Here is a 20,322-nt window from a genome sequence, read left to right on the forward strand (position 1 = left end):
TCTCCTATTTTTCTACTTTTATATTTGGATTTTTCTTTATATATACCATCATTATTGCAACAGTAAATATTCCCATTACAAATGCTTCCAACAACATGGAAGATGTAATAATACCAATCAAAAGAACTTTGAAACTAGTTCCTACTGCTTTGGCAATTTCTGTACCATAAATTAAATATAACATTGGCATAACAAGTGCTGTATTTATTATTGCCCCAAAGGCACCAGAAAAGAAAAAGCTTAAAGCTTTTGACTTTGTTAACATTTTTACAATCTTATATATAAAATACGGAACAATACCTATAAAAATTCTAGGAAGAACTGATACAAGAGGATTTATAAAATATGGGTCAAGTATTCCTGCAGGAGCGATAATTGCTCTTGAAAGAGTAACAAGACCAGCAAGAGCCCCCATAAATGCACCAGCTTTCATTCCATAAATAAGAGATGTAAGAACAGTAGGAATAAAACAAAGTATTGCAACAGATGCCATACCTGCAGGAATCATTCCTGCAGTATAAGTAAAAAATATTGTTATTCCAAACATTATGCTCATAAATGTAAACTGCTTCGTATCTTTAAATAAGCTACCCATTATATTACCCTCCTTCCTTTTTATAATTACATATAAATGTTATTATATTCTTTTTATATTTGCTGCAATAGTATTTTTCTTCATAAGATAAATTTTTAAAACAGCAAAAGTTGCAATACCCATTATAATGGCTTCTATTACAGAAGAAGAAGTAATAATGCCAAGTAAAACAGCTTTAAAAGCTTTTCCCGTAACCGCTATTATATCTTTTGCATAAACAAGATAAAGCATAGTCATTGCAAAAGCTGTATTTGTAACAGCACCCATCATTCCTGATATAAAGGCTACTATATCTTTTTGTTTTATTATTTTATCCAAAAGTCTATATACATAATAAGGTATAATTCCTATAAACATTCTTGGGAAAACTGATACAAGAGGATTTATAAAATAAGGAGAAAGTAATCCTGATGGCATTATGATATTTTTTGACATAGCAACAATTCCAGCTAAAATACCCATAAATGCACCCGTCTTAGGGCCATATATAAGTGAAGTTAAAACTGTTGGGAAAAATGCAAGAACTGCCATCGAAGCCATCCCCGTAGGAATCATTCCGACCGTATAAGTGAAAAAAATAGTTAAAGCAAGCATTATGCTTAAAAATGTAAAAGATTTTGTGTCTTTAAATAATTTATTATTCATATTTACCTCCGTTCTCACTCCTTCTTTTAGGTTATTACCAAGGATGCAAGACGTTTTAACAAAATCATTATATCACCGCATATACCTTTGTCAAGAAAAAAAATATATATGATACATTTGAAGGATTATTTGAAAATTATATTTTTGGTAGTATAATATAAAAAAATATTATAAGCAGGTGATAAAGTGCAGAATTTAAAATCATATATAACGGAAAAGCATAGAATAAAGTTTTCAAACGTTGATAATTTTAACAGACTAAAACCTATGGAAGCTGCAAGGTGGTTTCAAGATATATTTTTAAAACAAGATGAAACACTTGGCATAGACAGAACAAGTGACCTTACTTGGATACTTTTAAATTATGATATGAACATATACCACTTTGGTAAAATAGGCGATAATATAACAGTTGAAACATATCCTTATTCATTTAACAAATTCTATGGTAACAGAATATTTTTGTTAAAAGATGAAAATGGAAAAATTCTAATAGAAGCAAAAACAAGATGGCTATTCGTTGAAAAAGATACTTTTAAAATAAGAAAAGTAACAAAAGAAATAGCAAATGTTTATGACATTGAAGATATAGAAAAAGGAAGAGGTTTTGATGTTGATAAAATTGATGATGAACTATTTAATAATGTAGAATATAAACCTCTTCAAATAAGACACTGCGATTTAGATACTAACAATCACGTAAACAATGCTTTATATTTTTCATATTTTTTAGACTATGTAGATGAAGATGTTTTAAGTAATTATCTACCTTATAAAATCCAAGTTACATATAAAAAACAAATTACTATAAATGATAAACCTATTGTATATTCAAAAGATACGATAGAAGACGGGCAAAAATATACAAACATTAAAATATGCAGTAAAGAAAATGAAATTTATACATTAATAAAAATACTTTGGAAGAAAAAAGATGAATATTAATATAATATGTGTAGGTAAATTAAAAGAAAAATATTGGGTTATGGCTGAGAATGAATATTCAAAAAGACTTTCAAGATTTGTAAAGTTAAATTTAATTCAACTTCCGGATGAGAAACTAACCGGTAATGACTCTCTCGATAATATTGCAAAAGAAAAAGAAGGCGAAAAAATTATTTCAAAAATTCCTAAAAACTCTTTTGTTATTGCAATGGATATTAAAGGAAAACAATTATCATCAGAAGAATTTTCAAAGCAAATAGAAAATTTATCAATAACAGGCAAAAGCAACATAACCTTTATTATCGGCGGAAGCCTTGGAATAAGCGACAACGTACTTAAAAAGGCAGATAAAAAAATCTCCTTTTCCAAAATGACTTTCCCCCATCAGCTATTTAGAATAATGTTACTTGAACAAATATATAGAAGTTTTAAAATAATAAATAATGAAACTTATCACAAATAAACTAAGGAAGACAATAAAATGACAGAAAAGAAACAAATGTCCGAAACCTATAGGCTGGGAATGATTTTGGCAATTGTTGGAGGTTTCCTTGATGCATATACTTATATTTCAAGAGGAGGAGTTTTTGCAAACGCCCAAACAGGAAATATAGTTTTGCTTGGAATAAATGTATCAAAAGGAAATCTACAAATGGTTGGATTCTATTTTCTTCCTATATTCGCGTTTTTTATCGGAATACTTGCAGCAGAAATGATAAAGAAAAGACATAAATACAATGACAACATACATTGGAGACAAATAATTATTTTAATTGAAATTATAACTCTTTTAATTGTAGGATTTATTCCTTCCGGTAATTTAGATACATTATGTAATATATTAATATCCTTTGTATGCTCTTTGCAGGTAGAGGGGTTTAGAAAAGTAAACGGCAATGCATATGCGACAACAATGTGCACAGGAAATTTAAGAAGTGCAACAGAAAATTTATACAAATACAAACAAACCAAAAACAAACAGTTATTAAGAAATAGCATTCAATATTATGGAATAATATGTTTCTTTATTTTAGGTGCTATTATTGGAAGTCTCTTAACAAAGATATTTTTCACAAAAGCCGTATTATTTTCAGTAATAGGACTTATTATTGTATTTACTCTAATGTTTATTGAAGAAGTTGAAAAACGTTATTAATACAAATTACATATATCCTTATTTATTCTTAAATATTGTATATATTAATTATTTGTATTAAAATATATATATAATAGACGTTTAGGAGGGATTTATATGTCAAACCAGGTTATTGAAAATATTCTTTCAAGAAGAAGCGTAAGAAGTTATAAGGATAAACAAATAAGTGACAAAGCACTTGAGCTTATTTTAAAATCAGGTGAATATGCACCTTCTGGAATGGGCAAACAATCTCCTGTTATCGTGGCCGTACAAAACAAAGATACTTTAACAAAACTTGTAAAAATGAATGCAGAGATTATGGGAAGTGATTCAAATCCTTATTATGATGCTCCAACAGTAATAATAGTTTTGGCTGACAAAAATGCAAGAACTCATGTTCAAGACGGTACTTGTGCACTTGAAAACATGATGCTTGCTGCTCATTCTTTGGGACTTTCAACTTGCTGGATAAACAGAGAATACGAAATGTTTAATACAGCTGAAGGAAAAGCTCTTTTAAAAGAATGGAATTTAAGTGATGATTTAGTTGGAATAGGAGCTTTATCTCTTGGTTACTCAAAGGGCGAAATAAAAGAAGCAAAACCAAGAAAAGAAAATTACAGTATAATAATCAAATAAAAAAGAGATACAATATTGTATCTCTTTTTTATTTGATTATTATACCTTAATATATTTTGTAATATTACATAACAGTACTTTATTACTATTTCAAAATACTTATAACATTTAAAGTAATAACTTTTCCCCTTAAAAATATTATATTAATTACTTTAAATATTATTTAATCACTAAATATGTATCATTGTTTAATTTGAAAACAAATACATAATAAAAATGTTCTTGAAGAAAAAAATAATGTGTTAAAATTTTCTTTGAGGTGTTATTATGAACAGTTTGATTTTCAGTTTAAACGCAACAATACCTATTTTCCTTATTATGATTGTGGGTATGTTTTTAAAAAAGATAAATATAATAAATGAAGAATTTAATAAGGGCTTAAATAAAATAGTATTTTCTGTTGCTCTTCCAATACTTTTATTTGAAGATGTAAGCAGTGTTGATTTTATTGAACTTTGGGATACAAAATTTGTTTTATTCTGTTTTATAGCTACTTTTATTTCAATTTTGATATCCTATGTTATATCTTTATTCTTAAAAAACAAAAATATACAGGGAGAATTTATTCAAGGTTCATACAGAAGCTCTGCATCAATTATTGGAATAGCATTTGTACAAAACATTTACGGAAACATAGGAGCCTCCCCTTTAATGATTATAGGCGCAGTTCCTCTCTATAACATTGCCGCTGTTATAATACTTTCAATATTCAAACCAAATAAAGAAAAACTTGATAGAAAAGTTATAAAGTCTACCTTTATAGATATACTAAAAAACCCTATAATCTTAGGTATTTTATTTGGAATCTTATGGTCTTTATCAGGACTTTCAAAACCCGTAATAATGGATACTACATTAGAAAACTTGGCAAACCTTGCAACTCCTCTTGGACTTATATCCATAGGTGCAAGTTTTGATTTTAAAAAGGCAGTTGGAGAAATAAAACCTACAATAATATGTGCAGTGCTTAAGTTAATAGTATTTTGTGCTTTATTTTTACCCCTAGGTGTTTATATGGGATACAGAAATGATTATCTTGTTACAATACTTGTTATGCTTGGAAGTGCTACAACAGTCAGCTCATTTATCATGGCAAAGAATATGGGACATGAAGGCATTTTATCATCTTCAACTGTTATGATAACAACACTATTAAGCTCGTTCACTTTGACTATGTGGCTTTTTATATTAAAAACACTAAACTTAATATAAAAATGTTTCACGTGAAACATTTTTTTAATAATATTATAAATAAAGGTTTTCCTTGAAAATACATAGTTAATAATATATATTTTTTATATATAAGTTGTTGTAAAAATAATTATAAAATAAAAAAGGAGAAACTAATGAAAAAACAAAGCAAAAAAATTATATCTATTTTTGCGATTATTGCTATCATATGTTCTTTATTTTCAAATGTATTCGCAGCAACAGATGCAGTAACACTCCAAATTGGAGATAATAAAACAAATTATAGTACTGTAGCAGAAGCTGTTGCAGCTGTACCAAAAGACAATACTAATGCAGTTATTACATTTAACGACAATTTTACAGGTTCTGGTGTAAAAGTAAATGCAAATCAAAACATAACATTTGATTTAAATAGTTTTACATGAGATGTTACAGATACTGTAGGATCAACAGGTACTGAAACAAATGGTCTTCAATTATTAAAAGGATCAACAGTTAAAATTCAAAATGGTGCTATAACATCAAAAACAGCAAAACTATTAATTCAAAATTATTGCGACTTAACTATTGATAATGTTAAATTATCAGGTACAGATAATTTAACACAATACATTATTTCAAATAATAATGGTTCAACAACAATAACCGGTGGCAGTGAAATAACTGCAACAGAAGGCGGAATAGCTTTCGATGCTGACAAATGGGACGGTTATGATGGTGGAAACGTAATTCTTGAAAGCGGAATAATAAATGGTAATATTAATGCTACAAACGGCGGTAAAATGACTCTAAACGGAGGAACAATTAACGGAGAAGTTTTAGCATCAAATTATACAAGTGCAGGATATGATTCTCAATCTCCTATAATTACAATTAACGGAACAGATATTAATGGCAACGTATCTAGCAAAGGAGAAGGAAAACTTGTTATTCAAAAAGAAACTGTAGATGGAACAGTCAATTCAACAGGAACAAATAAAATTGAAATAACAGGCGGAACTTTCCTTCAAGAACTTGGTAACAATGTTAATGTAAACAGTGAATATAGTGCAAAAATTGGCAATAAAACAGCAATTGGAGAAGAAGATTTTAATGAAGCAATTAATAATTTAAAATCAGGTGATGAAATTGAACTTATAGCTGTTCCTGAAAACACAAAGCTTTCTATACCAGAAAATGTTAAAGTAATTAATAATTCAGGAAATAACGTTATTATAAATGATGAAAATCTAAATACAGGTTGTAATATCACAACACCTTCAACAGATAAAGATGATTCTTCAAGCAGCTCAGGTTCTACATCAACAGATAATAATACAAATGATAATGCAGGAACTCTTTCACCACAAACAAGTGACAATTCAAATAGGACATTATTTGTAATTATATTTATGATTTCAATTATTGGAATTACAACTGCAATTACATTAAAGAAAAAACAACAACACTAAAACAAAAAGGATATCAATCGATATCCTTTTATTTTTTGTTCTTTACACTTTTATTAAATTTATTTCTTTGAATTGTAATTATTCTTCCACATCCCATGCATTCAAGCTTGACATCAAGCCCTATCCTTATTATTTTCCATTCATTTGTTCCGCATGGATGTCCTTTTTTCATAACAACAACATCATCCGCATAATATTTTTCTTCCATAATAACCTCTTAAAACAATATATATCCTATATAAAAATAACTTGCAAACATTGAATCTCTCAGTGCAACATTAAGAGATGAATCTTTTAAGAATATTGCAACAACCAATATAATGCTTATTAGTATTAAGTTTATTATAAGTCCTTTAACAATTCCAAACAATGCTCCACCGAGTTTATTAAATGTTCTTATAACAGGAATTTTTGTTGCAAGGTTTAAAATTTCAACTATCAAAGATAACACTACGTAAGCCAAAATTAAAATACCTACAAAAGATATAAATGAAACAATTGATGCGGTAAGCGCATCTACTGCCATATTACCTCCCGAGCTTACAGTGTTTGAACCACTATTCCATAGATTTTCAAAAAAATGAATTATCGATGATGGAATATCTCCTAAGTTCAAACCCGCAAACCAATCTGTTACATTAGCACTTCCCTGCTCTACGCTATTTGACACACTTTCTGGAATAACATTATTTACTCTTAAAAAAGTATGAATTGTATCTTCTATTCTTGTATTATTAATAAGCCAAATGCTTAATGTCCCTGCAAAAACTTTTGCTACAATAAAACTGCATATAATTGTTATTATGGAAAATATACTTTTAACAAGCCCTCTAAATGTCCCCCATATCATACATACCAATATAATACCGATAATTAAAATATCTATCCATGTAAGCATAATCTATTTTGTTAAATAGCAAAGATTATTCATTTTCTTTATTTTGTTTTTCTCTTTGCTCTTTTAAATTCTCCTTTAAAATATTATTTACAATTTCCTCTGCCAATCTGTCTTCTTTTTCTTCAATTTCAGGAGTAATTTTTTCTGTTAATACATTTACGTTTGTTTCTTCTTCAACAACTTCGTTTTTTTCTTTTAATTCTTCAACGCTTTTATTTTCGTTTTCTGTATTGACATATTCTTTTTCTGTATCTAAAGAGTCTTTAGCTTCTTCTTCATTATCATCTTCTTCAATAGATAATTCTTTATTTTTCTTTTGTTCTTTCTTTAATTGTTTCTTTTCTTTTCTGCTTAACTTTTTTTCTTTAACTTTTGGTGTTTTTTCTTTTTTACTTGCCTTAGCACTTTTTTTATTATTCATCATTCTTTTACCGCCATTAATTACAAAACCGAAAAATTCACCGATAAAGTAACAAACAGTAATAATGACATAATTTGCCGCAAATAATAAATAACCATGACCTCTAAAAATACTCATTAAAAGAGTAACTGGTTTATTATAGAATATTAATGGACCGCCAAGGAAGAAAAACTCTGTCCATCCTTGGGACTGTGTAGGCACAAGTTTACTTACTCCATAAGCAATGGAAGTATAAACCAAGATAGGAACTATTGCAATAAAAGCACCTACAAACAACTTCCAGAATCTATCCATTTTACCGCTTACCGCAAGTTTAAATCCACATACAAGCCATATAATCATTTCCGCTATAAGCATTACTCCCGCAATGATTACATTATTTACTCCGATTATTAGACTTACAAGATAAATTATAAAACATAATAATAACTGAAGTCCGTTTACTAACATAGCTGTTGCAAAATATTTTGTTTCTTTATTATTCATAGTTTATTTTTCCTCTATTTTAAAAAGTTCTAAAAGTCTTGATAAATCATCATTTGAATAATAATCTATCACAATACTGCCTTTATTATTTCCATTATCTTTTAATCTTACTTTTGTTCCAAATGTAAAAGACAATCTGTTTTCCAAGTCCTTAATATAAGGGTTTTCTTTTTTTTCTTTTTTTAAAGGTTTTTCTTCTTTCCCTTTAAATTCTTTAGCTAATTTTTCACTCTCTCTAACAGAAAGATTTTTACTTATAATAAGCTCTAAAAATTCTTCCCTATATTCTTCTTCCACAGAAAGAATTGCTCTTGCGTGCCCTGCTGAAATTTTATTTTCTCTCAAAGCATCTTTTACAACATCGCTTAAAGATAAAAGTCTTAAAGTATTTGCAATAGAAGCCCTGCTTGTTCCAAGTCTTTTTGCAATATCTTCTTGAGTCATATTAAAACTTTCTTTAAGCTCGTTATAAGCCGTAGCTTTTTCGATTTCATTTAAATCCTCTCTTTGAAGATTTTCAATCAAAGCAACTTCGCTTATTTCTTTTTCACTATATTCTTTAACTATAACAGGAATTTCTTTAAGACCTGCAACAATGGCAGCTCTGTATCTTCTTTCCCCTGCAACGATTATATAATCATCATCTTTTTTTACAACTAATAAGGGCTGAATAATTCCATGTTCTTTAATGGAACTTGCAAGCTCCTTTATTTTTTCTTTATCAAATTTTTTTCTAGGTTGGTTTGTATTTGCTCTTATTAAATTTATATCAATATGTTTTATATCACGTTCTTCATTTTCAGAAAAAACTCCATCCACATCTTCTTGTGGTATCAACGCCGAAAGTCCTCTTCCAAGTCCTCCTGCCTTTTTCTTTCCCTTTGCCATATTACTTATTCCCCTTTCTTAATAAGCTCTTTTGCAAGCTGCATATAAGCTTTATATCCTTTTGAAGAAGGATCATAATCAACAATAGTTTGTCCATAACTTGGTGCTTCTGCAAGTCTTATATTTCTTGGAATAATAGTTTCATAAACTTTCTTTCCAAAAAATCTTTTAACTTCTTCCACAACCTGCATTGAAAGATTAGTTCTGTTATCAAACATAGTAAGCAATACGCCTTCAACCTTTAATTTAGGATTGATACCTTTTTTTACAAGATTGATTGTATTCATAAGTTGGCTAACCCCTTCAAGTGCATAATATTCACATTGAATTGGAATAAGAACACTATTCGAAGCACAAAGTGCATTTACAGGTAAAAGTCCAAGAGAAGGCGCACAATCAATTATTACATAATCATAATTGTCTACTATGCTTTTTATTCCTCTTTTTAATATTGTTTCTCTTTTTGGTCTTCCCGCAATTTCTATTTCTGCACTTGCAAGATCTATACTTGAAGGAATTAAATCCAAATTTTCAACTTCTGTTTTTATTACAACATCAGCTGCATCAACTTCATTTACTATAATATCATATGTACTGTTTTCCAGTTTTGTTCTATCGATATCAAGTCCGCTTGTAAAATTACTTTGAGGATCAAGGTCTATTCCCAAAACCTTCTTACCCATTTTTGTAAGACAAGCAGATAAATTTACAGCAGTAGTAGTTTTTCCTACCCCGCCTTTTTGATTAAATAATGATATAATTTTAGTCATAAACATTCTTCTTCCTATATTTTTTTACTAAAACATTGTAACATAGAAAAACTACCCCTTCAATAAATTTAATATTAAAAATTGTTTCACGTGAAACATAATATTATCAAATATTAAAGGCGTATATTTAAGTTATTCATATTAAATACCACATTAATGTTTTATATATTATAAGAAATAAACATAAATATTATATGAAATTAACATGAAAAAAAGATTATAATTTTTTCTAATATAAAATAATTAATAAGAAAGTATATATATTACGAATTAAATATATAAATGTATAATTAAAATTAAAAAAAATTTAGTTAATAATTAGCTACATATCACACGATAAATCTATATAAAACACAAAGTAATATTAAAATCTAACTTAATTTATAAGTACATTATAACCATGATTTATTATATATGAATAACAAAAATAAAAAATATATAATATATAATAATAAGACAAATAAAAGCAGTAAATGTTTCACGTGAAACATTTGGGAAAACTGAAAATTTTTTCTTATTTTTTGTTAAAATTACTGTTTACAAAAATCAATTTTTGCATTAATATATATATAAATTAAATATAGTTTATATTTTAGAAGATAGGCAAAAAATATCTTCGATTTTTTATATTTTAAAGGAGGCTATCATGGGAAAAATTTTAAAAGAAGGCTTAACATTTGATGATGTATTATTAATACCAAGAAAAAGCGATGTTATCCCTTCACAAGTAGACACATCAACATATTTAACAAAGAAAATTAAACTTAACGTTCCACTAATAAGTGCCGGAATGGATACAGTTACAGAATCAAAACTTGCTATTGCTATGGCAAGACAAGGCGGTATCGGTATAATTCATAAAAACATGACAATAGAACAACAAGCAGCCGAAGTTGATAAAGTAAAAAGAAGTGAACATGGTGTTATAATAGATCCTTTCTTCCTATCACCTGAACACGTAATCGAAGATGCAAATGAAATAATGGCAAGATATAAAATATCAGGTGTTCCTATTACAGATAAAGACGGAACATTAGTTGGTATAATCACAAATAGAGATTTAAGATTTGAAAGAGATCCTAAAAAGAAAATTAAAGATGCAATGACTAAAGATAATTTAATCACTGCACCAGAAGGAACAACTCTTGAAGAAGCAGAAAAAATCTTAAAGAAAAACAGAATAGAAAAACTTCCTATAGTAGATGAAAATTATAAACTTAAAGGTTTAATCACAATTAAAGATATTGAAAAGAAAATCCAATATCCAAATGCAGCAAAAGACGAACAAGGAAGACTTCTTGCAGGTGCAGCTGTAGGTACTGCTGCTGATACAATGGAAAGAGTTAAAGCTTTAGTTAATGCAAAAGTTGACGTAATCGTTCTTGATACAGCTCATGGACATTCTACAAACGTATCAAACTGGTTAAAGAAAATTAAAGCTGCTTATCCTGATTTACAAGTTATCGCAGGTAACGTTGCAACAGGCGAAGCAACAGAAGCTTTAATTAAAGCAGGGGCAGATGCAGTAAAAGTAGGTATGGGTCCTGGTTCAATTTGTACAACAAGAATCGTTGCAGGTATCGGTGTACCTCAAATCACAGCTGTTATGGACTGTGCAGAAGTTGGAGATAAATACGGCGTTCCTGTAATCGCAGACGGTGGTATTAAATTCTCAGGTGATATTTCAAAAGCAATCGCAGCAGGCGCAAGCGCAGTAATGCTTGGAAGTATGTTCGCAGGAACAGAAGAAGCACCTGGAGAACTTATCATATATCAAGGAAGACAATTTAAAGCATACAGAGGAATGGGTTCTGTTGCAGCAATGTCACAAGCAAATAACTCTTCAGACAGATACTTCCAAAGCGGAGCTAAAAAACTTGTTCCTGAAGGAGTTGAAGGAAGAGTTGCTTATAAAGGTAGCATAGCAGATAATGTATTCCAACTTATCGGTGGTCTACGTGCCGGTATGGGATACTGCGGATGTGCAACAATTGATGAATTAAGACATGATGCAAACTTCGTTAAAATAACAGCAGCATCACTTCAAGAATCACATCCACATGATATTTCAATAACAAAAGAAGCACCAAACTATACAAGAGAATTTTAAGGAAAATAAAATATGAGTAACAAAAATGAATTAGTAGTAGTATTGGACTTTGGAGGGCAATATAACCAACTAATCGCAAGAAGAGTTAGAGAGTGTAATGTGTACTGTGAAATAAAACCTTATACAATTTCCCTTGATGATTTAAAAGCCTTAAATCCTAAAGGTATCATTTTCACAGGCGGACCTAACAGTGTATACAAAGAAGATTCTGCATCATACACAAAAGAAATCTTCGATTTAAATATTCCAATCCTTGGAATATGTTATGGTTCACAATTAATGGCTCATAAACTTGACGGCGAAGTTGCCACAGCTCCTGTAAGCGAATATGGTCACACAAACGTTAATCTTGATACTTCTTCCCTATTATTTGAAGGAATAGATGAAGAAAATGTTTGCTGGATGAGCCACACAGATTATATTAAAAAACAACCTGAAGGTTTTAAAATAACAGGTCATACACCTGTATGTCCCGTTGCGGCAATGGAAAACAAAGAAAGAAATCTTTATGCTGTACAATTCCACCCAGAAGTAATGCATACAAAAAACGGAACAAAGATGATTCATAACTTCCTATACAATGTATGTAAATGCAAGGGTGATTGGAAAATGGATTCTTTCGTTGAAGAAACTATTGAAGCAATTAGAAAAAAAGTAGGAAACGGAAAAGTACTTTGTGCCCTATCAGGCGGAGTTGACTCTTCTGTTGCAGCAGTACTTCTTGCAAAAGCAGTAGGAAAACAACTTACTTGCGTTTTCGTAGATCACGGTTTACTTCGTAAAAACGAAGGAGATGAAGTAGAAGCAGTATTTGGCCCAGACGGTCCTTATGACTTAAACTTTGTAAGAGCAAATGTACAACAAAGATTCTACGACAAACTTGCAGGAGTAACAGATCCTGAAACAAAAAGAAAAATCATCGGTGAAGAATTCATAAGAGTATTTGAAGAAGAAGCTAAAAAAATCGGTGCGGTTGATTTCCTTGTTCAAGGAACAATTTATCCTGACGTTGTAGAAAGCGGACTTGATAAAAGTGCGGTTATAAAATCTCACCACAACGTTGGAGGATTGCCTGATCATGTAGACTTCAAAGAAATTATCGAACCACTTAGAGATTTATTTAAAGATGAAGTAAGAAAAGCAGGAAAAGAACTTGGAATACCTGAGTATTTAGTAATGCGTCAACCATTCCCTGGTCCTGGACTTGCAATTAGAATAATCGGTGAAGTTACCGAAGAAAAAGTAAAAATAGTTCAAGATGCCGATGCAATATATCGTGAAGAAGTTGCAAAAGCAGGAGTAGACAAAGACCTTGGACAATATTTTGCAGCACTAACAAATATGCGTTCAGTTGGTGTTATGGGAGACTTCAGAACATACGACTACGCAATAGCACTAAGAGCAGTTATGACATCTGACTTCATGACAGCCAGTGCCGCACAACTTCCATGGGAAGTTCTACAAAAAGTAACAACAAGAATCGTAAACGAAGTGGACCATGTCAACAGAGTACTGTATGACTGCACAAGTAAACCACCTGGAACGATTGAGTTTGAATAAAAAAACGGAGCTCGGAAATCCAGTGTTTATGCGGGTTCCCGGGCTCTTGATATGTGGTTTGAGTACAGATTGAGTACATTTTATTTTTGTAATTGTTGGGTTTTTACCAATTGTTGTATTTCTAGCATTTCTTCAACTTGTTCTTTAGTGCTCTTTGAAGTGATAACAAAAGGGAGAGTATTTGGGAAATTTTTATTTGCATTTTTTCCATATAAATCTTCTCTCATGGCTTTGATTAAAGCAATATATCTTTCGTTTTGTATTTCTTCTTTGTTTAAATCTTTATTAGGATTATTTGAAGTGTTTTCTGATTTATTACCTGATTCAGCTTTTTTTCAAGTATTAATTCTATAAAATCAGAAGTGGCTTTAACTACTGAACTATTCCCGATTAAGTTCATTACTTGTATTGTTTCAATTAGTTGGCGATTGGTGCCATAACCGGCACGTAAGGCAATAAGTGCTGACAAAAAAGAAATATATTTCTCTTCTTTTAAATTTCGCTGTTGTATTGAACGTTCTTTGTATTTAGTAATTAATAAAGTGATAATCGCTGCAGCTGCAGCAATTATTGCAGCTATAATCTCGGGACTGTAAGATGGATGTACTAATGATTGAGAAATATTGTTTAATTGTTGTGATATATTGTTTAAAATAGTAAGCATTTTGTTCATTCTTTACGATATCAACTTTCTTAAGAATTTGTTGTAAATTAAATATAAACCTGAATTATTCATGGTACAGTTATCAGTTCAGATACTGTTCCGTGAATAATTCAGGATAATGGTATAATCATAAAAGGTATAAATCATATTTTTGCAATGTGTCATGGATAATAAAGAGAGGGATAGGATTTAGGTTGTTATACGTGAAAGGAATAAGGAGAATACGAAATGGCATTAGATTATAAATTGTATTTACATGATTCAGATAAAGCTGCAATGGCAGCACTTAAAGCAATACCAGGGTTTTCTCAGGTGATGAAAGCATTTATGAAAATTTGGAGCGAGCAACAATTAAGGCTTATTAACATGTCAACAAATCTTCGACTTAACGAAAAACAAATGGCTAAGTATTATAATATGCTTCCACCAATTTGCACGAAGTTAGGGATTGATGTTCCAGAACTGTTTGTAGAATTAGATGTGCATCCAAATGCCTATACATATGGTGACACGAAACCGTTTATCGTAATTACGTCAGGATTATTTGAAACGCTGCCGGATGAATTAATCCCAACAGTGCTAGCTCATGAATGTGGACATATTGCCTGCCATCATACTTTATATACGACAATGGGACGTGCTATATTAAATGGAGCATCAGCTTTTGTGTCTGGGTTAGGAAATATTGCACTATATCCTATTCAGCTTGCTTTTGCATATTGGATGAGATGCAGTGAATTTTCCGCTGACAGGGCGACTATTATTTGTGATGGTTCAGCAGAAAAATCTACAGAAGTTATGATGCGATTTGCCGGATATGATAAAGATATTATGGCAGATGCAAATGTCGAAGCGTTTATGGAACAAGCGCTTGAATATAAAAATCTTGTTGATAACAATGCGTGGAATAAAACTTTGGAATTTATTCTTTTTCAGAATTATGATCATCCATTGAATGCTATCCGAGCATATGAAGGAAGGGAATGGGAGAAAACAGAACTTTATAAAAACATTCTGGAATATGTGAATTCAGAGACATCAGATGATGAGAGTAAACTTCCAGTTGAGGTATCCATTAAAAAGATGATTGGTAAAAATGTTGTTGATGTCCAGGCAAAGCTTTTAACTATGGGGTTTGATAATATCAAGACAGTAAGAAATACTGAAGCAACTAAAACTAAAGAGGGAAGCATTATTGCCATTACAATCAATGAATTGTCAGAGGATGGATGGTACAAACGCAGTGACGAAGTAAGAATCGAATACTTTGAAGCAAAGACTGATGAGGAAATAGCATTGGAACATCCTGGCGAAATTAAGATTGGAGAAAATCAGAAGTATTTCTTAGGAAAGAATTATGAAGAAGTAAAAGTAGAACTTAAATACTTGGGATTTACAAATTTTACGATTAAGGAAATGGCAATGTCTAAAATCGGCTGGGGAGAAAAAGAAAACTGTGTAGCAAAGATTATCATTAATGATCAGTCGCAGTTTGATAAAGATTCTTGGTTCATCAAGGAATCGGAAGTAATCATTTACTATTATGTTCGTGTTAAGTAACAAATAAAATTCACCGAAATGTGGAATGTATGCGAAAGTAAATAGAAAGAGTTTTTTGATTTGATATAGTGAAAAATAGAGGTTATAGGTGCAAGACGTTTTGATTTGTTCCACTAATATGTATTTGAAGGAACTTTGATTAAAAAGGTTCGAACAGCAGAGTGGCTTTGGAAAGGAGGCGCTTTCTGAATGAGCGAAGAAATTGTCTTTCAAATCAGTATACCAACGGATGAGGAAGGTTATGTATTGTTAAAGTGTCCTTTGTGTGGGGAACTGTTTAAATTACATCCAGATGATTATCGAGATGATGGTGTGTTTAAAATATATTGTCCAGCCTGTGGTCTGGTAAGTGATAATTATGTTACAGATGACATAATTGAGTTAGGCATGATTATGGCAGAAAATTATGTTAATGATTTATGCATGAAGGAACTAAAAAAATTAGAAAAGAAAACAAAAGGAAATATGGTTAATATCAAAATAGCTAAAAAACCAAAACGGAAAGAGGAGCAACCGGTTATGCTTACAATAGAGGCATTAGAGAAAAAAATGTATTTTTGTTGTAAGAAAGAAGCGAAGATAAAACCAATTCTCAAAATGAGTGGCAGTTATTGTCCGTATTGTGGAGTGATGGATTATGGATTTGAATAAAAAAGAGCTGAAAAAAATTATGCATAGTTTTAATTCTATTTCAAGTAGAATGATGAGAGTGAATTTCGATGAATATATTATTGTATTAAAAAAGTTTATAGATTATATAGATAATAATCCAATTATTATAGAATACATCAAACAAGGTAATGTCAATGAGTATGATGCGGCAGCTGATTGGGAGTTAGTAGTAAACAAAGGCGGATATGTATTTGATTTTGGACCTTCAGTTGAGGAGGAAAGTTTTCAGATATATTCAATATTGAAACATATAGAAAAAAATATCAAAGGTCCTGCATATGCTTTTCATAATATTTATAGGAAAAGTAAGTGGCAAGATAATGTTAAAGAATTTAATGATAGGGTGCTGCTGGTTTTGATTAATAATATTAATGATTATTTGACGGGGGTTGGCATAGATATGGGATTAGATGAAAATGTTGTTTGGAATGTAAGTGGTGGTCAAGTTAATTATGCAAGAGATAATGCGACAATTAATGCTGAACAAAATATCGGGGTGTCTACCGATGAATTGGGAAGAATTATTGATGATATCGTAAGTAACCTTTCAGAAGTTGGAAAGGATGATGCGGAAACGATAATGGATTCTATAGAAATGATAAGAGACGAAATGATGAAACCAGAACCTAAAGGCAAAATTATAAGTAATGGTATTAAACTGTTAGCCCCTATGATCTCGATTGCAAATGGAATTCCGACATTGGCTATAAATATTCAGAAATTTATTGACCTTGTTGCACCGTATGTGCACTAAAATAGAATAAATAGGGATAATAGTGTGCATTGGAAAAGAATAGTTGCATATGAATATATGTAATTTGTGTCACCAGTGGTGACACAAATTCTTCAAAAAGGAGTGTTGCAATGAAAAATGAAATTGTTTTGGCTGGGAAATTAATTGAGATTATTGAAGCATCCAGAAATAATGCTCTGCGAAAAGTGAATGAGGAACTTATTCGTATGTATTGGTCAGTTGGTGAGTATTTAAGCGCAGAATCTAAAAATGTAGTTTTTGGAGATAAATATATAGACACTATAGCTAAAGAAATACAAGTTATGTTTCCTGGCATAAAAGGATTTAACCGGCGAGGTTTATATAGAATGAAACAGTTTTATGAACTGTATAAAGACAATCCAACTGTGTCACCACTGGTGACACAAATAAGCTGGACGAACCACTTGCTCATTATGTCTGGATGTAAATCGGATGAGGAACGATAATTTTATATCAAATTGTGCATCAAAGAGTCCTATTCCAAAAGAGAATTAGAACGCCAAATTGACAGTGGTTATTACGAAAGATATATGCTTTCCAAAGAAAAACTCCTGCCAGAACCAATAAAGGGCCTGAAAGAGAATCCGTTTTTGGATTCGTATGTTATTGAATTTCTTGATTTACCAAAGAATTTTAAGGAGTCTGATCTGCGAAAAGGTCTGATCCAGAATATGAAAGATTTTATTCTTGAAGTAGGCAAAGATTTTACTTTCATAGATGAGGAATATCGAGTGCAGGTCGGTGGCGAAGATTTTCGGATTGATTTATTATTCTTCCATAGAGGTTTGCAGTGTCTGGTTGCCTTTGAATTGAAAATTGGTAAATTCAAACCGGAATATATCTCTAAAATGGATTTCTATCTGGAGGCATTAGATCGTCAGAAGAAGAAAGAAAATGAAAATCCAAGTGTTGGGATGATTCTTTGTGCTTCTAAAGATGATGAAGTAGTGGAATATGCGATGAGCAGAACCCTGTCTCCGATGATGGTAGCAGAATATAAACTACAGTTGCCGGATAAAGCAGTATTGCAGAAAAAGTTGCAGGAATTGATCAATATGCCGCTGATCGAAGAATAATTTTCATTGTGTTGTTGTGAGTTCATTTTGAGTACAATTTTTATGCCAGTCAAAATGATGCCTGCGAATATGGCGAATACAGTGACAAAAAGTAGCGCAAACGCTATCAGAAACATTGAAATTAATCTACCGTGAGACGAGTTTGAATAATGTAAAAATAACGGGAAGCCAGTATTTATGCGGCTTCCCGTTTTCTGTGTTTGCAAAATGCTTGCAGTTTTTTTGACTTAATATAATAGTAGAATATGTAATATGTTTCTAAAAAACAGGTCTTGGAGATGAATAGAAATTCATTTTCAAGGCTTTTTTATTATTAAAATAGCAGAACGTAAAACTTATTTCAATTTTACACTTGACATATTATTTATGTTGTGGCAACTTATGAATATAAAGACGGTACTTCATAGATATTTCAATTGCAAAAGAGATATGAACTTTACAAACACATGAAAAGGAGCTTCCTGTATAATTTAAATGTAGACAGGAAGCTCCTTATAAGTATTGTTAATCAAACAAATGTCTTATTTAGATTATTATACTATAAAATGTTAGTTATCGCTAATATTTTTCTCTCGAATTGATAAATTTTTAAATTTATTATATAATATAAAAGGTCTACAAATATTGTAACATATGCATAAATAAAAAGATAGAGGAATATCATGGTTAGTTATTTATCAAAGAAATTTATTAAAGATTATAAAAATGTAAAAAATGAAAATGTAAGAAGAGCTTATGGAATGTTATGTAGTATAGTAGGAATATTACTAAACATTTTTTTGTTTGCAATAAAATATTTTGCGGGCATAATAAGCGGCTCAATAGCAATAACGGCAGATGCTTTTAACAACCTTTCTGATGCAGGTTCTTCGGTAATCACTCTTATAGGTTTTAAATTTGCGGGAATGAAACCAGATCTTGAACACCCATTTGGACACGGAAGAGTAGAGTATATTTCCGGATTTGCTGTTTCTGTAATGATTATACTGATGGGAGCCGAGCTTTTAAAATCATCAATTGATAAAATTTTTCATCCTGAAAGTATAGATACAACTGTTGTTTCATTTATAATTTTAATAGTTTCAATACTTGTAAAATTATATATGTCTTTATACAACAGTAAAATCGGAGATAAAATAGAATCAGCTGGAATGAAAGCCACAGCAACAGACAGTAAAAGCGACTGTATAGCAACATCGGTTGTTTTAATATCAATGTTAATAGCAAAATTTACGGGAGTAAACATAGACGCATATGCAGGTTTGCTCGTTGCAGGATTTATTCTTTATGCAGGATATGATGCGGCAAAAGAAACATTAAGCCCTCTTCTTGGTCAAATTCCAGAAAAATCTCTTGTTAATTCAATAGAAAAAATTGTTATGAGCTACGATGAAATTGTAGGAATACATGACCTTGTTGTTCATGACTATGGTCCTGGAAGACTTATGATTTCTCTTCACGCAGAAGTACCGGGAAATGGGGATATCTTTGTTCTTCATGATGCAATAGACAGAGCAGAAATAGAGCTCAACGAAAAATTAAACTGTGAAGCTGTAATCCATTTAGACCCTATCGATACAGACAATGAAGAAGTAATGGAAATGAAAAGCAAAATTACTGAGCTTATCAAAAAAGAAATAGATGAAATAATTACAATACACGATTTTAGAATGGTAAAAGGAAATACTCATACTAATGTTATTTTTGATGCTGTTATACCGCCAAAATACAAAATGACAGATAAAGAAGTTGAAACAAAAATAAAAGATTTAGTAAAAAATAATTTTGAAAATTACTTTGCCGTTGTCAAAGTAGAAATTACATATGTTTAAAAATAT

At 30.6% G+C, this 20,322-nt stretch carries 25 protein-coding genes; 15 read left to right on the forward strand and 10 right to left on the reverse strand.

The features are described 5' to 3' along the window. Positions 1-4: 4 nt before the first annotated feature. Both ACTQYZ_RS01015 and ACTQYZ_RS01020 read right to left on the reverse strand, forming a co-directional pair. Positions 5-595, reverse strand: coding sequence for an ECF transporter S component (locus ACTQYZ_RS01015; protein WP_441021203.1), 591 nt, complete (start codon positions 593-595; stop codon positions 5-7). 42 nt (positions 596-637) lie between these two features. Continuing rightward, the gene (locus tag ACTQYZ_RS01020) at positions 638-1,240 is read right to left on the reverse strand and encodes an ECF transporter S component (protein ID WP_441021201.1); all 603 of its coding nucleotides are present in this window, start codon (positions 1,238-1,240) and stop codon (positions 638-640) included. Between the two features lie 186 nt (positions 1,241-1,426). On the opposite strand from ACTQYZ_RS01020, the gene ACTQYZ_RS01025 reads away from it, so the two are divergent. The 6 genes from ACTQYZ_RS01025 (at position 1,427) to ACTQYZ_RS01050 (ending at position 5,578) form a co-directional block, all read left to right on the forward strand. Continuing rightward, the gene (locus ACTQYZ_RS01025; RefSeq protein ID WP_138267897.1) at positions 1,427-2,185 is read left to right on the forward strand and encodes an acyl-[acyl-carrier-protein] thioesterase; all 759 of its coding nucleotides are present in this window, start codon (positions 1,427-1,429) and stop codon (positions 2,183-2,185) included. Beyond that, positions 2,175-2,648 carry a 23S rRNA (pseudouridine(1915)-N(3))-methyltransferase RlmH gene (rlmH, locus tag ACTQYZ_RS01030; RefSeq protein ID WP_441021198.1) on the forward strand — a complete coding sequence of 158 codons (474 nt, stop codon included), beginning with the start codon at positions 2,175-2,177 and terminating at the stop codon, positions 2,646-2,648. The genes ACTQYZ_RS01025 and rlmH overlap by 11 nt, the downstream gene beginning before the upstream one ends. Positions 2,649-2,666: 18 nt before the next feature. Continuing rightward, on the forward strand, positions 2,667-3,341 hold the full coding sequence (locus ACTQYZ_RS01035) for a YoaK family protein (protein WP_138267895.1): 675 nt from the start codon (positions 2,667-2,669) through the stop codon (positions 3,339-3,341). Positions 3,342-3,437: 96 nt separating this feature from the next. Then, a complete protein-coding gene (locus tag ACTQYZ_RS01040; RefSeq protein ID WP_441021196.1) occupies positions 3,438-3,962 on the forward strand; it encodes a nitroreductase family protein in 525 nt (174 codons plus the stop codon). A gap of 267 nt (positions 3,963-4,229) precedes the next feature. Beyond that, complete coding sequence (locus tag ACTQYZ_RS01045) at positions 4,230-5,174, forward strand: AEC family transporter (RefSeq protein WP_441021194.1); 945 nt, start codon at positions 4,230-4,232, stop codon at positions 5,172-5,174. A gap of 134 nt (positions 5,175-5,308) precedes the next feature. Then, complete coding sequence (locus tag ACTQYZ_RS01050) at positions 5,309-5,578, forward strand: hypothetical protein (protein WP_441415837.1); 270 nt, start codon at positions 5,309-5,311, stop codon at positions 5,576-5,578. A 125-nt stretch (positions 5,579-5,703) separates the two neighbouring features. On the opposite strand, the gene ACTQYZ_RS01055 is transcribed toward ACTQYZ_RS01050, so the two are convergent. After that, the gene (locus tag ACTQYZ_RS01055) at positions 5,704-5,853 is read right to left on the reverse strand and encodes a hypothetical protein (protein ID WP_441021190.1); all 150 of its coding nucleotides are present in this window, start codon (positions 5,851-5,853) and stop codon (positions 5,704-5,706) included. Positions 5,854-5,935: 82 nt separating this feature from the next. Here ACTQYZ_RS01055 and ACTQYZ_RS01060 point away from each other — a divergent pair, with 82 nt between their 5' ends. Beyond that, the gene (locus ACTQYZ_RS01060) at positions 5,936-6,604 is read left to right on the forward strand and encodes a hypothetical protein (RefSeq protein WP_441415838.1); all 669 of its coding nucleotides are present in this window, start codon (positions 5,936-5,938) and stop codon (positions 6,602-6,604) included. A 28-nt stretch (positions 6,605-6,632) separates the two neighbouring features. Here ACTQYZ_RS01060 and ACTQYZ_RS01065 read toward each other — a convergent pair whose 3' ends face one another. Genes ACTQYZ_RS01065 through ACTQYZ_RS01085 form a run of 5 tightly spaced genes read right to left on the reverse strand, consistent with a single transcriptional unit; the run spans position 6,633 to position 10,067 of the window. Next, positions 6,633-6,812, reverse strand: coding sequence for a DUF951 domain-containing protein (locus ACTQYZ_RS01065; protein ID WP_441021186.1), 180 nt, complete (start codon positions 6,810-6,812; stop codon positions 6,633-6,635). Positions 6,813-6,821: 9 nt separating this feature from the next. After that, positions 6,822-7,502 carry a CvpA family protein gene (locus tag ACTQYZ_RS01070; RefSeq protein ID WP_441415839.1) on the reverse strand — a complete coding sequence of 227 codons (681 nt, stop codon included), beginning with the start codon at positions 7,500-7,502 and terminating at the stop codon, positions 6,822-6,824. Positions 7,503-7,527: 25 nt separating this feature from the next. Continuing rightward, positions 7,528-8,409, reverse strand: a complete 882-nt coding sequence (locus tag ACTQYZ_RS01075) for a hypothetical protein (protein WP_441021182.1) — start codon at positions 8,407-8,409, stop codon at positions 7,528-7,530. Between the two features lie 3 nt (positions 8,410-8,412). Then, a complete protein-coding gene (locus ACTQYZ_RS01080) occupies positions 8,413-9,297 on the reverse strand; it encodes a ParB/RepB/Spo0J family partition protein (RefSeq protein WP_441021180.1) in 885 nt (294 codons plus the stop codon). A 5-nt stretch (positions 9,298-9,302) separates the two neighbouring features. Beyond that, positions 9,303-10,067: a ParA family protein gene (locus ACTQYZ_RS01085; protein WP_441021178.1), complete on the reverse strand. Its 765-nt coding sequence runs from the start codon at positions 10,065-10,067 to the stop codon at positions 9,303-9,305. A 646-nt stretch (positions 10,068-10,713) separates the two neighbouring features. Between ACTQYZ_RS01085 and guaB the strand changes: the two genes are divergently transcribed. Together guaB and guaA are read left to right on the forward strand one after the other, a co-directional pair. After that, positions 10,714-12,177: an IMP dehydrogenase gene (guaB, locus tag ACTQYZ_RS01090; RefSeq protein WP_441021176.1), complete on the forward strand. Its 1,464-nt coding sequence runs from the start codon at positions 10,714-10,716 to the stop codon at positions 12,175-12,177. Between the two features lie 12 nt (positions 12,178-12,189). Next, positions 12,190-13,737 (forward strand): glutamine-hydrolyzing GMP synthase, encoded by a 1,548-nt coding sequence (gene guaA / locus ACTQYZ_RS01095; RefSeq protein WP_441415840.1) that lies wholly within the window; start codon positions 12,190-12,192, stop codon positions 13,735-13,737. Positions 13,738-13,817: 80 nt separating this feature from the next. Here the strand turns inward: guaA and ACTQYZ_RS01100 are convergent, their stop codons facing one another. After that, positions 13,818-13,964, reverse strand: coding sequence for a hypothetical protein (locus ACTQYZ_RS01100; RefSeq protein WP_441415841.1), 147 nt, complete (start codon positions 13,962-13,964; stop codon positions 13,818-13,820). 47 nt (positions 13,965-14,011) lie between these two features. Continuing rightward, complete coding sequence (locus ACTQYZ_RS01105) at positions 14,012-14,410, reverse strand: hypothetical protein (protein WP_441415842.1); 399 nt, start codon at positions 14,408-14,410, stop codon at positions 14,012-14,014. A 219-nt stretch (positions 14,411-14,629) separates the two neighbouring features. Between ACTQYZ_RS01105 and ACTQYZ_RS01110 the strand changes: the two genes are divergently transcribed. From ACTQYZ_RS01110 to ACTQYZ_RS01135, 6 genes are all read left to right on the forward strand, one after another. Further along, positions 14,630-15,961: a M48 family metallopeptidase gene (locus ACTQYZ_RS01110; protein ID WP_441415843.1), complete on the forward strand. Its 1,332-nt coding sequence runs from the start codon at positions 14,630-14,632 to the stop codon at positions 15,959-15,961. A gap of 189 nt (positions 15,962-16,150) precedes the next feature. Beyond that, entirely contained in the window at positions 16,151-16,612 is a 462-nt protein-coding gene (locus ACTQYZ_RS01115) for a TFIIB-type zinc ribbon-containing protein (protein WP_441415844.1), read from the forward strand. Then, on the forward strand, positions 16,599-17,387 hold the full coding sequence (locus tag ACTQYZ_RS01120) for a hypothetical protein (protein WP_441415845.1): 789 nt from the start codon (positions 16,599-16,601) through the stop codon (positions 17,385-17,387). The genes ACTQYZ_RS01115 and ACTQYZ_RS01120 overlap by 14 nt, the downstream gene beginning before the upstream one ends. A 110-nt stretch (positions 17,388-17,497) precedes the next feature. Further along, positions 17,498-17,854, forward strand: a complete 357-nt coding sequence (locus ACTQYZ_RS01125) for a DUF1016 N-terminal domain-containing protein (RefSeq protein WP_441415846.1) — start codon at positions 17,498-17,500, stop codon at positions 17,852-17,854. Between the two features lie 84 nt (positions 17,855-17,938). Further along, positions 17,939-18,484 (forward strand): PDDEXK nuclease domain-containing protein, encoded by a 546-nt coding sequence (locus tag ACTQYZ_RS01130; RefSeq protein ID WP_441415847.1) that lies wholly within the window; start codon positions 17,939-17,941, stop codon positions 18,482-18,484. A 662-nt stretch (positions 18,485-19,146) separates the two neighbouring features. Beyond that, the gene (locus tag ACTQYZ_RS01135) at positions 19,147-20,316 is read left to right on the forward strand and encodes a cation diffusion facilitator family transporter (RefSeq protein ID WP_441415848.1); all 1,170 of its coding nucleotides are present in this window, start codon (positions 19,147-19,149) and stop codon (positions 20,314-20,316) included. The last annotated feature ends 6 nt before the right edge of the window (positions 20,317-20,322 follow it).

The sequence above is a fragment of the Anaerofustis sp. LCP19S3_F7 genome (assembly GCF_052119445.1).
Lineage (GTDB): Bacteria > Bacillota > Clostridia > Eubacteriales > Anaerofustaceae > Anaerofustis > Anaerofustis butyriciformans.

What these genes read in the sequence shown, in the direction of transcription:
- ACTQYZ_RS01015 (WP_441021203.1), bottom strand. Translation starts at nt 595, where the DNA reads ATGGGTAGCTTATTTAAAGATACGAAGCAGTTTACATTTATGAGCATA.
- ACTQYZ_RS01020 (WP_441021201.1), bottom strand. Translation starts at nt 1,240, where the DNA reads ATGAATAATAAATTATTTAAAGACACAAAATCTTTTACATTTTTAAGC.
- rlmH (WP_441021198.1), top strand. Translation starts at nt 2,175, where the DNA reads ATGAATATTAATATAATATGTGTAGGTAAATTAAAAGAAAAATATTGG.
- ACTQYZ_RS01035 (WP_138267895.1), top strand. Translation starts at nt 2,667, where the DNA reads ATGACAGAAAAGAAACAAATGTCCGAAACCTATAGGCTGGGAATGATT.
- ACTQYZ_RS01040 (WP_441021196.1), top strand. Translation starts at nt 3,438, where the DNA reads ATGTCAAACCAGGTTATTGAAAATATTCTTTCAAGAAGAAGCGTAAGA.
- ACTQYZ_RS01045 (WP_441021194.1), top strand. Translation starts at nt 4,230, where the DNA reads ATGAACAGTTTGATTTTCAGTTTAAACGCAACAATACCTATTTTCCTT.
- ACTQYZ_RS01050 (WP_441415837.1), top strand. Translation starts at nt 5,309, where the DNA reads ATGAAAAAACAAAGCAAAAAAATTATATCTATTTTTGCGATTATTGCT.
- ACTQYZ_RS01060 (WP_441415838.1), top strand. Translation starts at nt 5,936, where the DNA reads ATGACTCTAAACGGAGGAACAATTAACGGAGAAGTTTTAGCATCAAAT.
- ACTQYZ_RS01065 (WP_441021186.1), bottom strand. Translation starts at nt 6,812, where the DNA reads ATGGAAGAAAAATATTATGCGGATGATGTTGTTGTTATGAAAAAAGGA.
- ACTQYZ_RS01070 (WP_441415839.1), bottom strand. Translation starts at nt 7,502, where the DNA reads ATGCTTACATGGATAGATATTTTAATTATCGGTATTATATTGGTATGT.
- ACTQYZ_RS01075 (WP_441021182.1), bottom strand. Translation starts at nt 8,409, where the DNA reads ATGAATAATAAAGAAACAAAATATTTTGCAACAGCTATGTTAGTAAAC.
- ACTQYZ_RS01080 (WP_441021180.1), bottom strand. Translation starts at nt 9,297, where the DNA reads ATGGCAAAGGGAAAGAAAAAGGCAGGAGGACTTGGAAGAGGACTTTCG.
- ACTQYZ_RS01085 (WP_441021178.1), bottom strand. Translation starts at nt 10,067, where the DNA reads ATGACTAAAATTATATCATTATTTAATCAAAAAGGCGGGGTAGGAAAA.
- guaB (WP_441021176.1), top strand. Translation starts at nt 10,714, where the DNA reads ATGGGAAAAATTTTAAAAGAAGGCTTAACATTTGATGATGTATTATTA.
- guaA (WP_441415840.1), top strand. Translation starts at nt 12,190, where the DNA reads ATGAGTAACAAAAATGAATTAGTAGTAGTATTGGACTTTGGAGGGCAA.
- ACTQYZ_RS01100 (WP_441415841.1), bottom strand. Translation starts at nt 13,964, where the DNA reads ATGAGAGAAGATTTATATGGAAAAAATGCAAATAAAAATTTCCCAAAT.
- ACTQYZ_RS01105 (WP_441415842.1), bottom strand. Translation starts at nt 14,410, where the DNA reads ATGAACAAAATGCTTACTATTTTAAACAATATATCACAACAATTAAAC.
- ACTQYZ_RS01110 (WP_441415843.1), top strand. Translation starts at nt 14,630, where the DNA reads ATGGCATTAGATTATAAATTGTATTTACATGATTCAGATAAAGCTGCA.
- ACTQYZ_RS01115 (WP_441415844.1), top strand. Translation starts at nt 16,151, where the DNA reads ATGAGCGAAGAAATTGTCTTTCAAATCAGTATACCAACGGATGAGGAA.
- ACTQYZ_RS01120 (WP_441415845.1), top strand. Translation starts at nt 16,599, where the DNA reads ATGGATTTGAATAAAAAAGAGCTGAAAAAAATTATGCATAGTTTTAAT.
- ACTQYZ_RS01125 (WP_441415846.1), top strand. Translation starts at nt 17,498, where the DNA reads ATGAAAAATGAAATTGTTTTGGCTGGGAAATTAATTGAGATTATTGAA.
- ACTQYZ_RS01130 (WP_441415847.1), top strand. Translation starts at nt 17,939, where the DNA reads ATGCTTTCCAAAGAAAAACTCCTGCCAGAACCAATAAAGGGCCTGAAA.
- ACTQYZ_RS01135 (WP_441415848.1), top strand. Translation starts at nt 19,147, where the DNA reads ATGGTTAGTTATTTATCAAAGAAATTTATTAAAGATTATAAAAATGTA.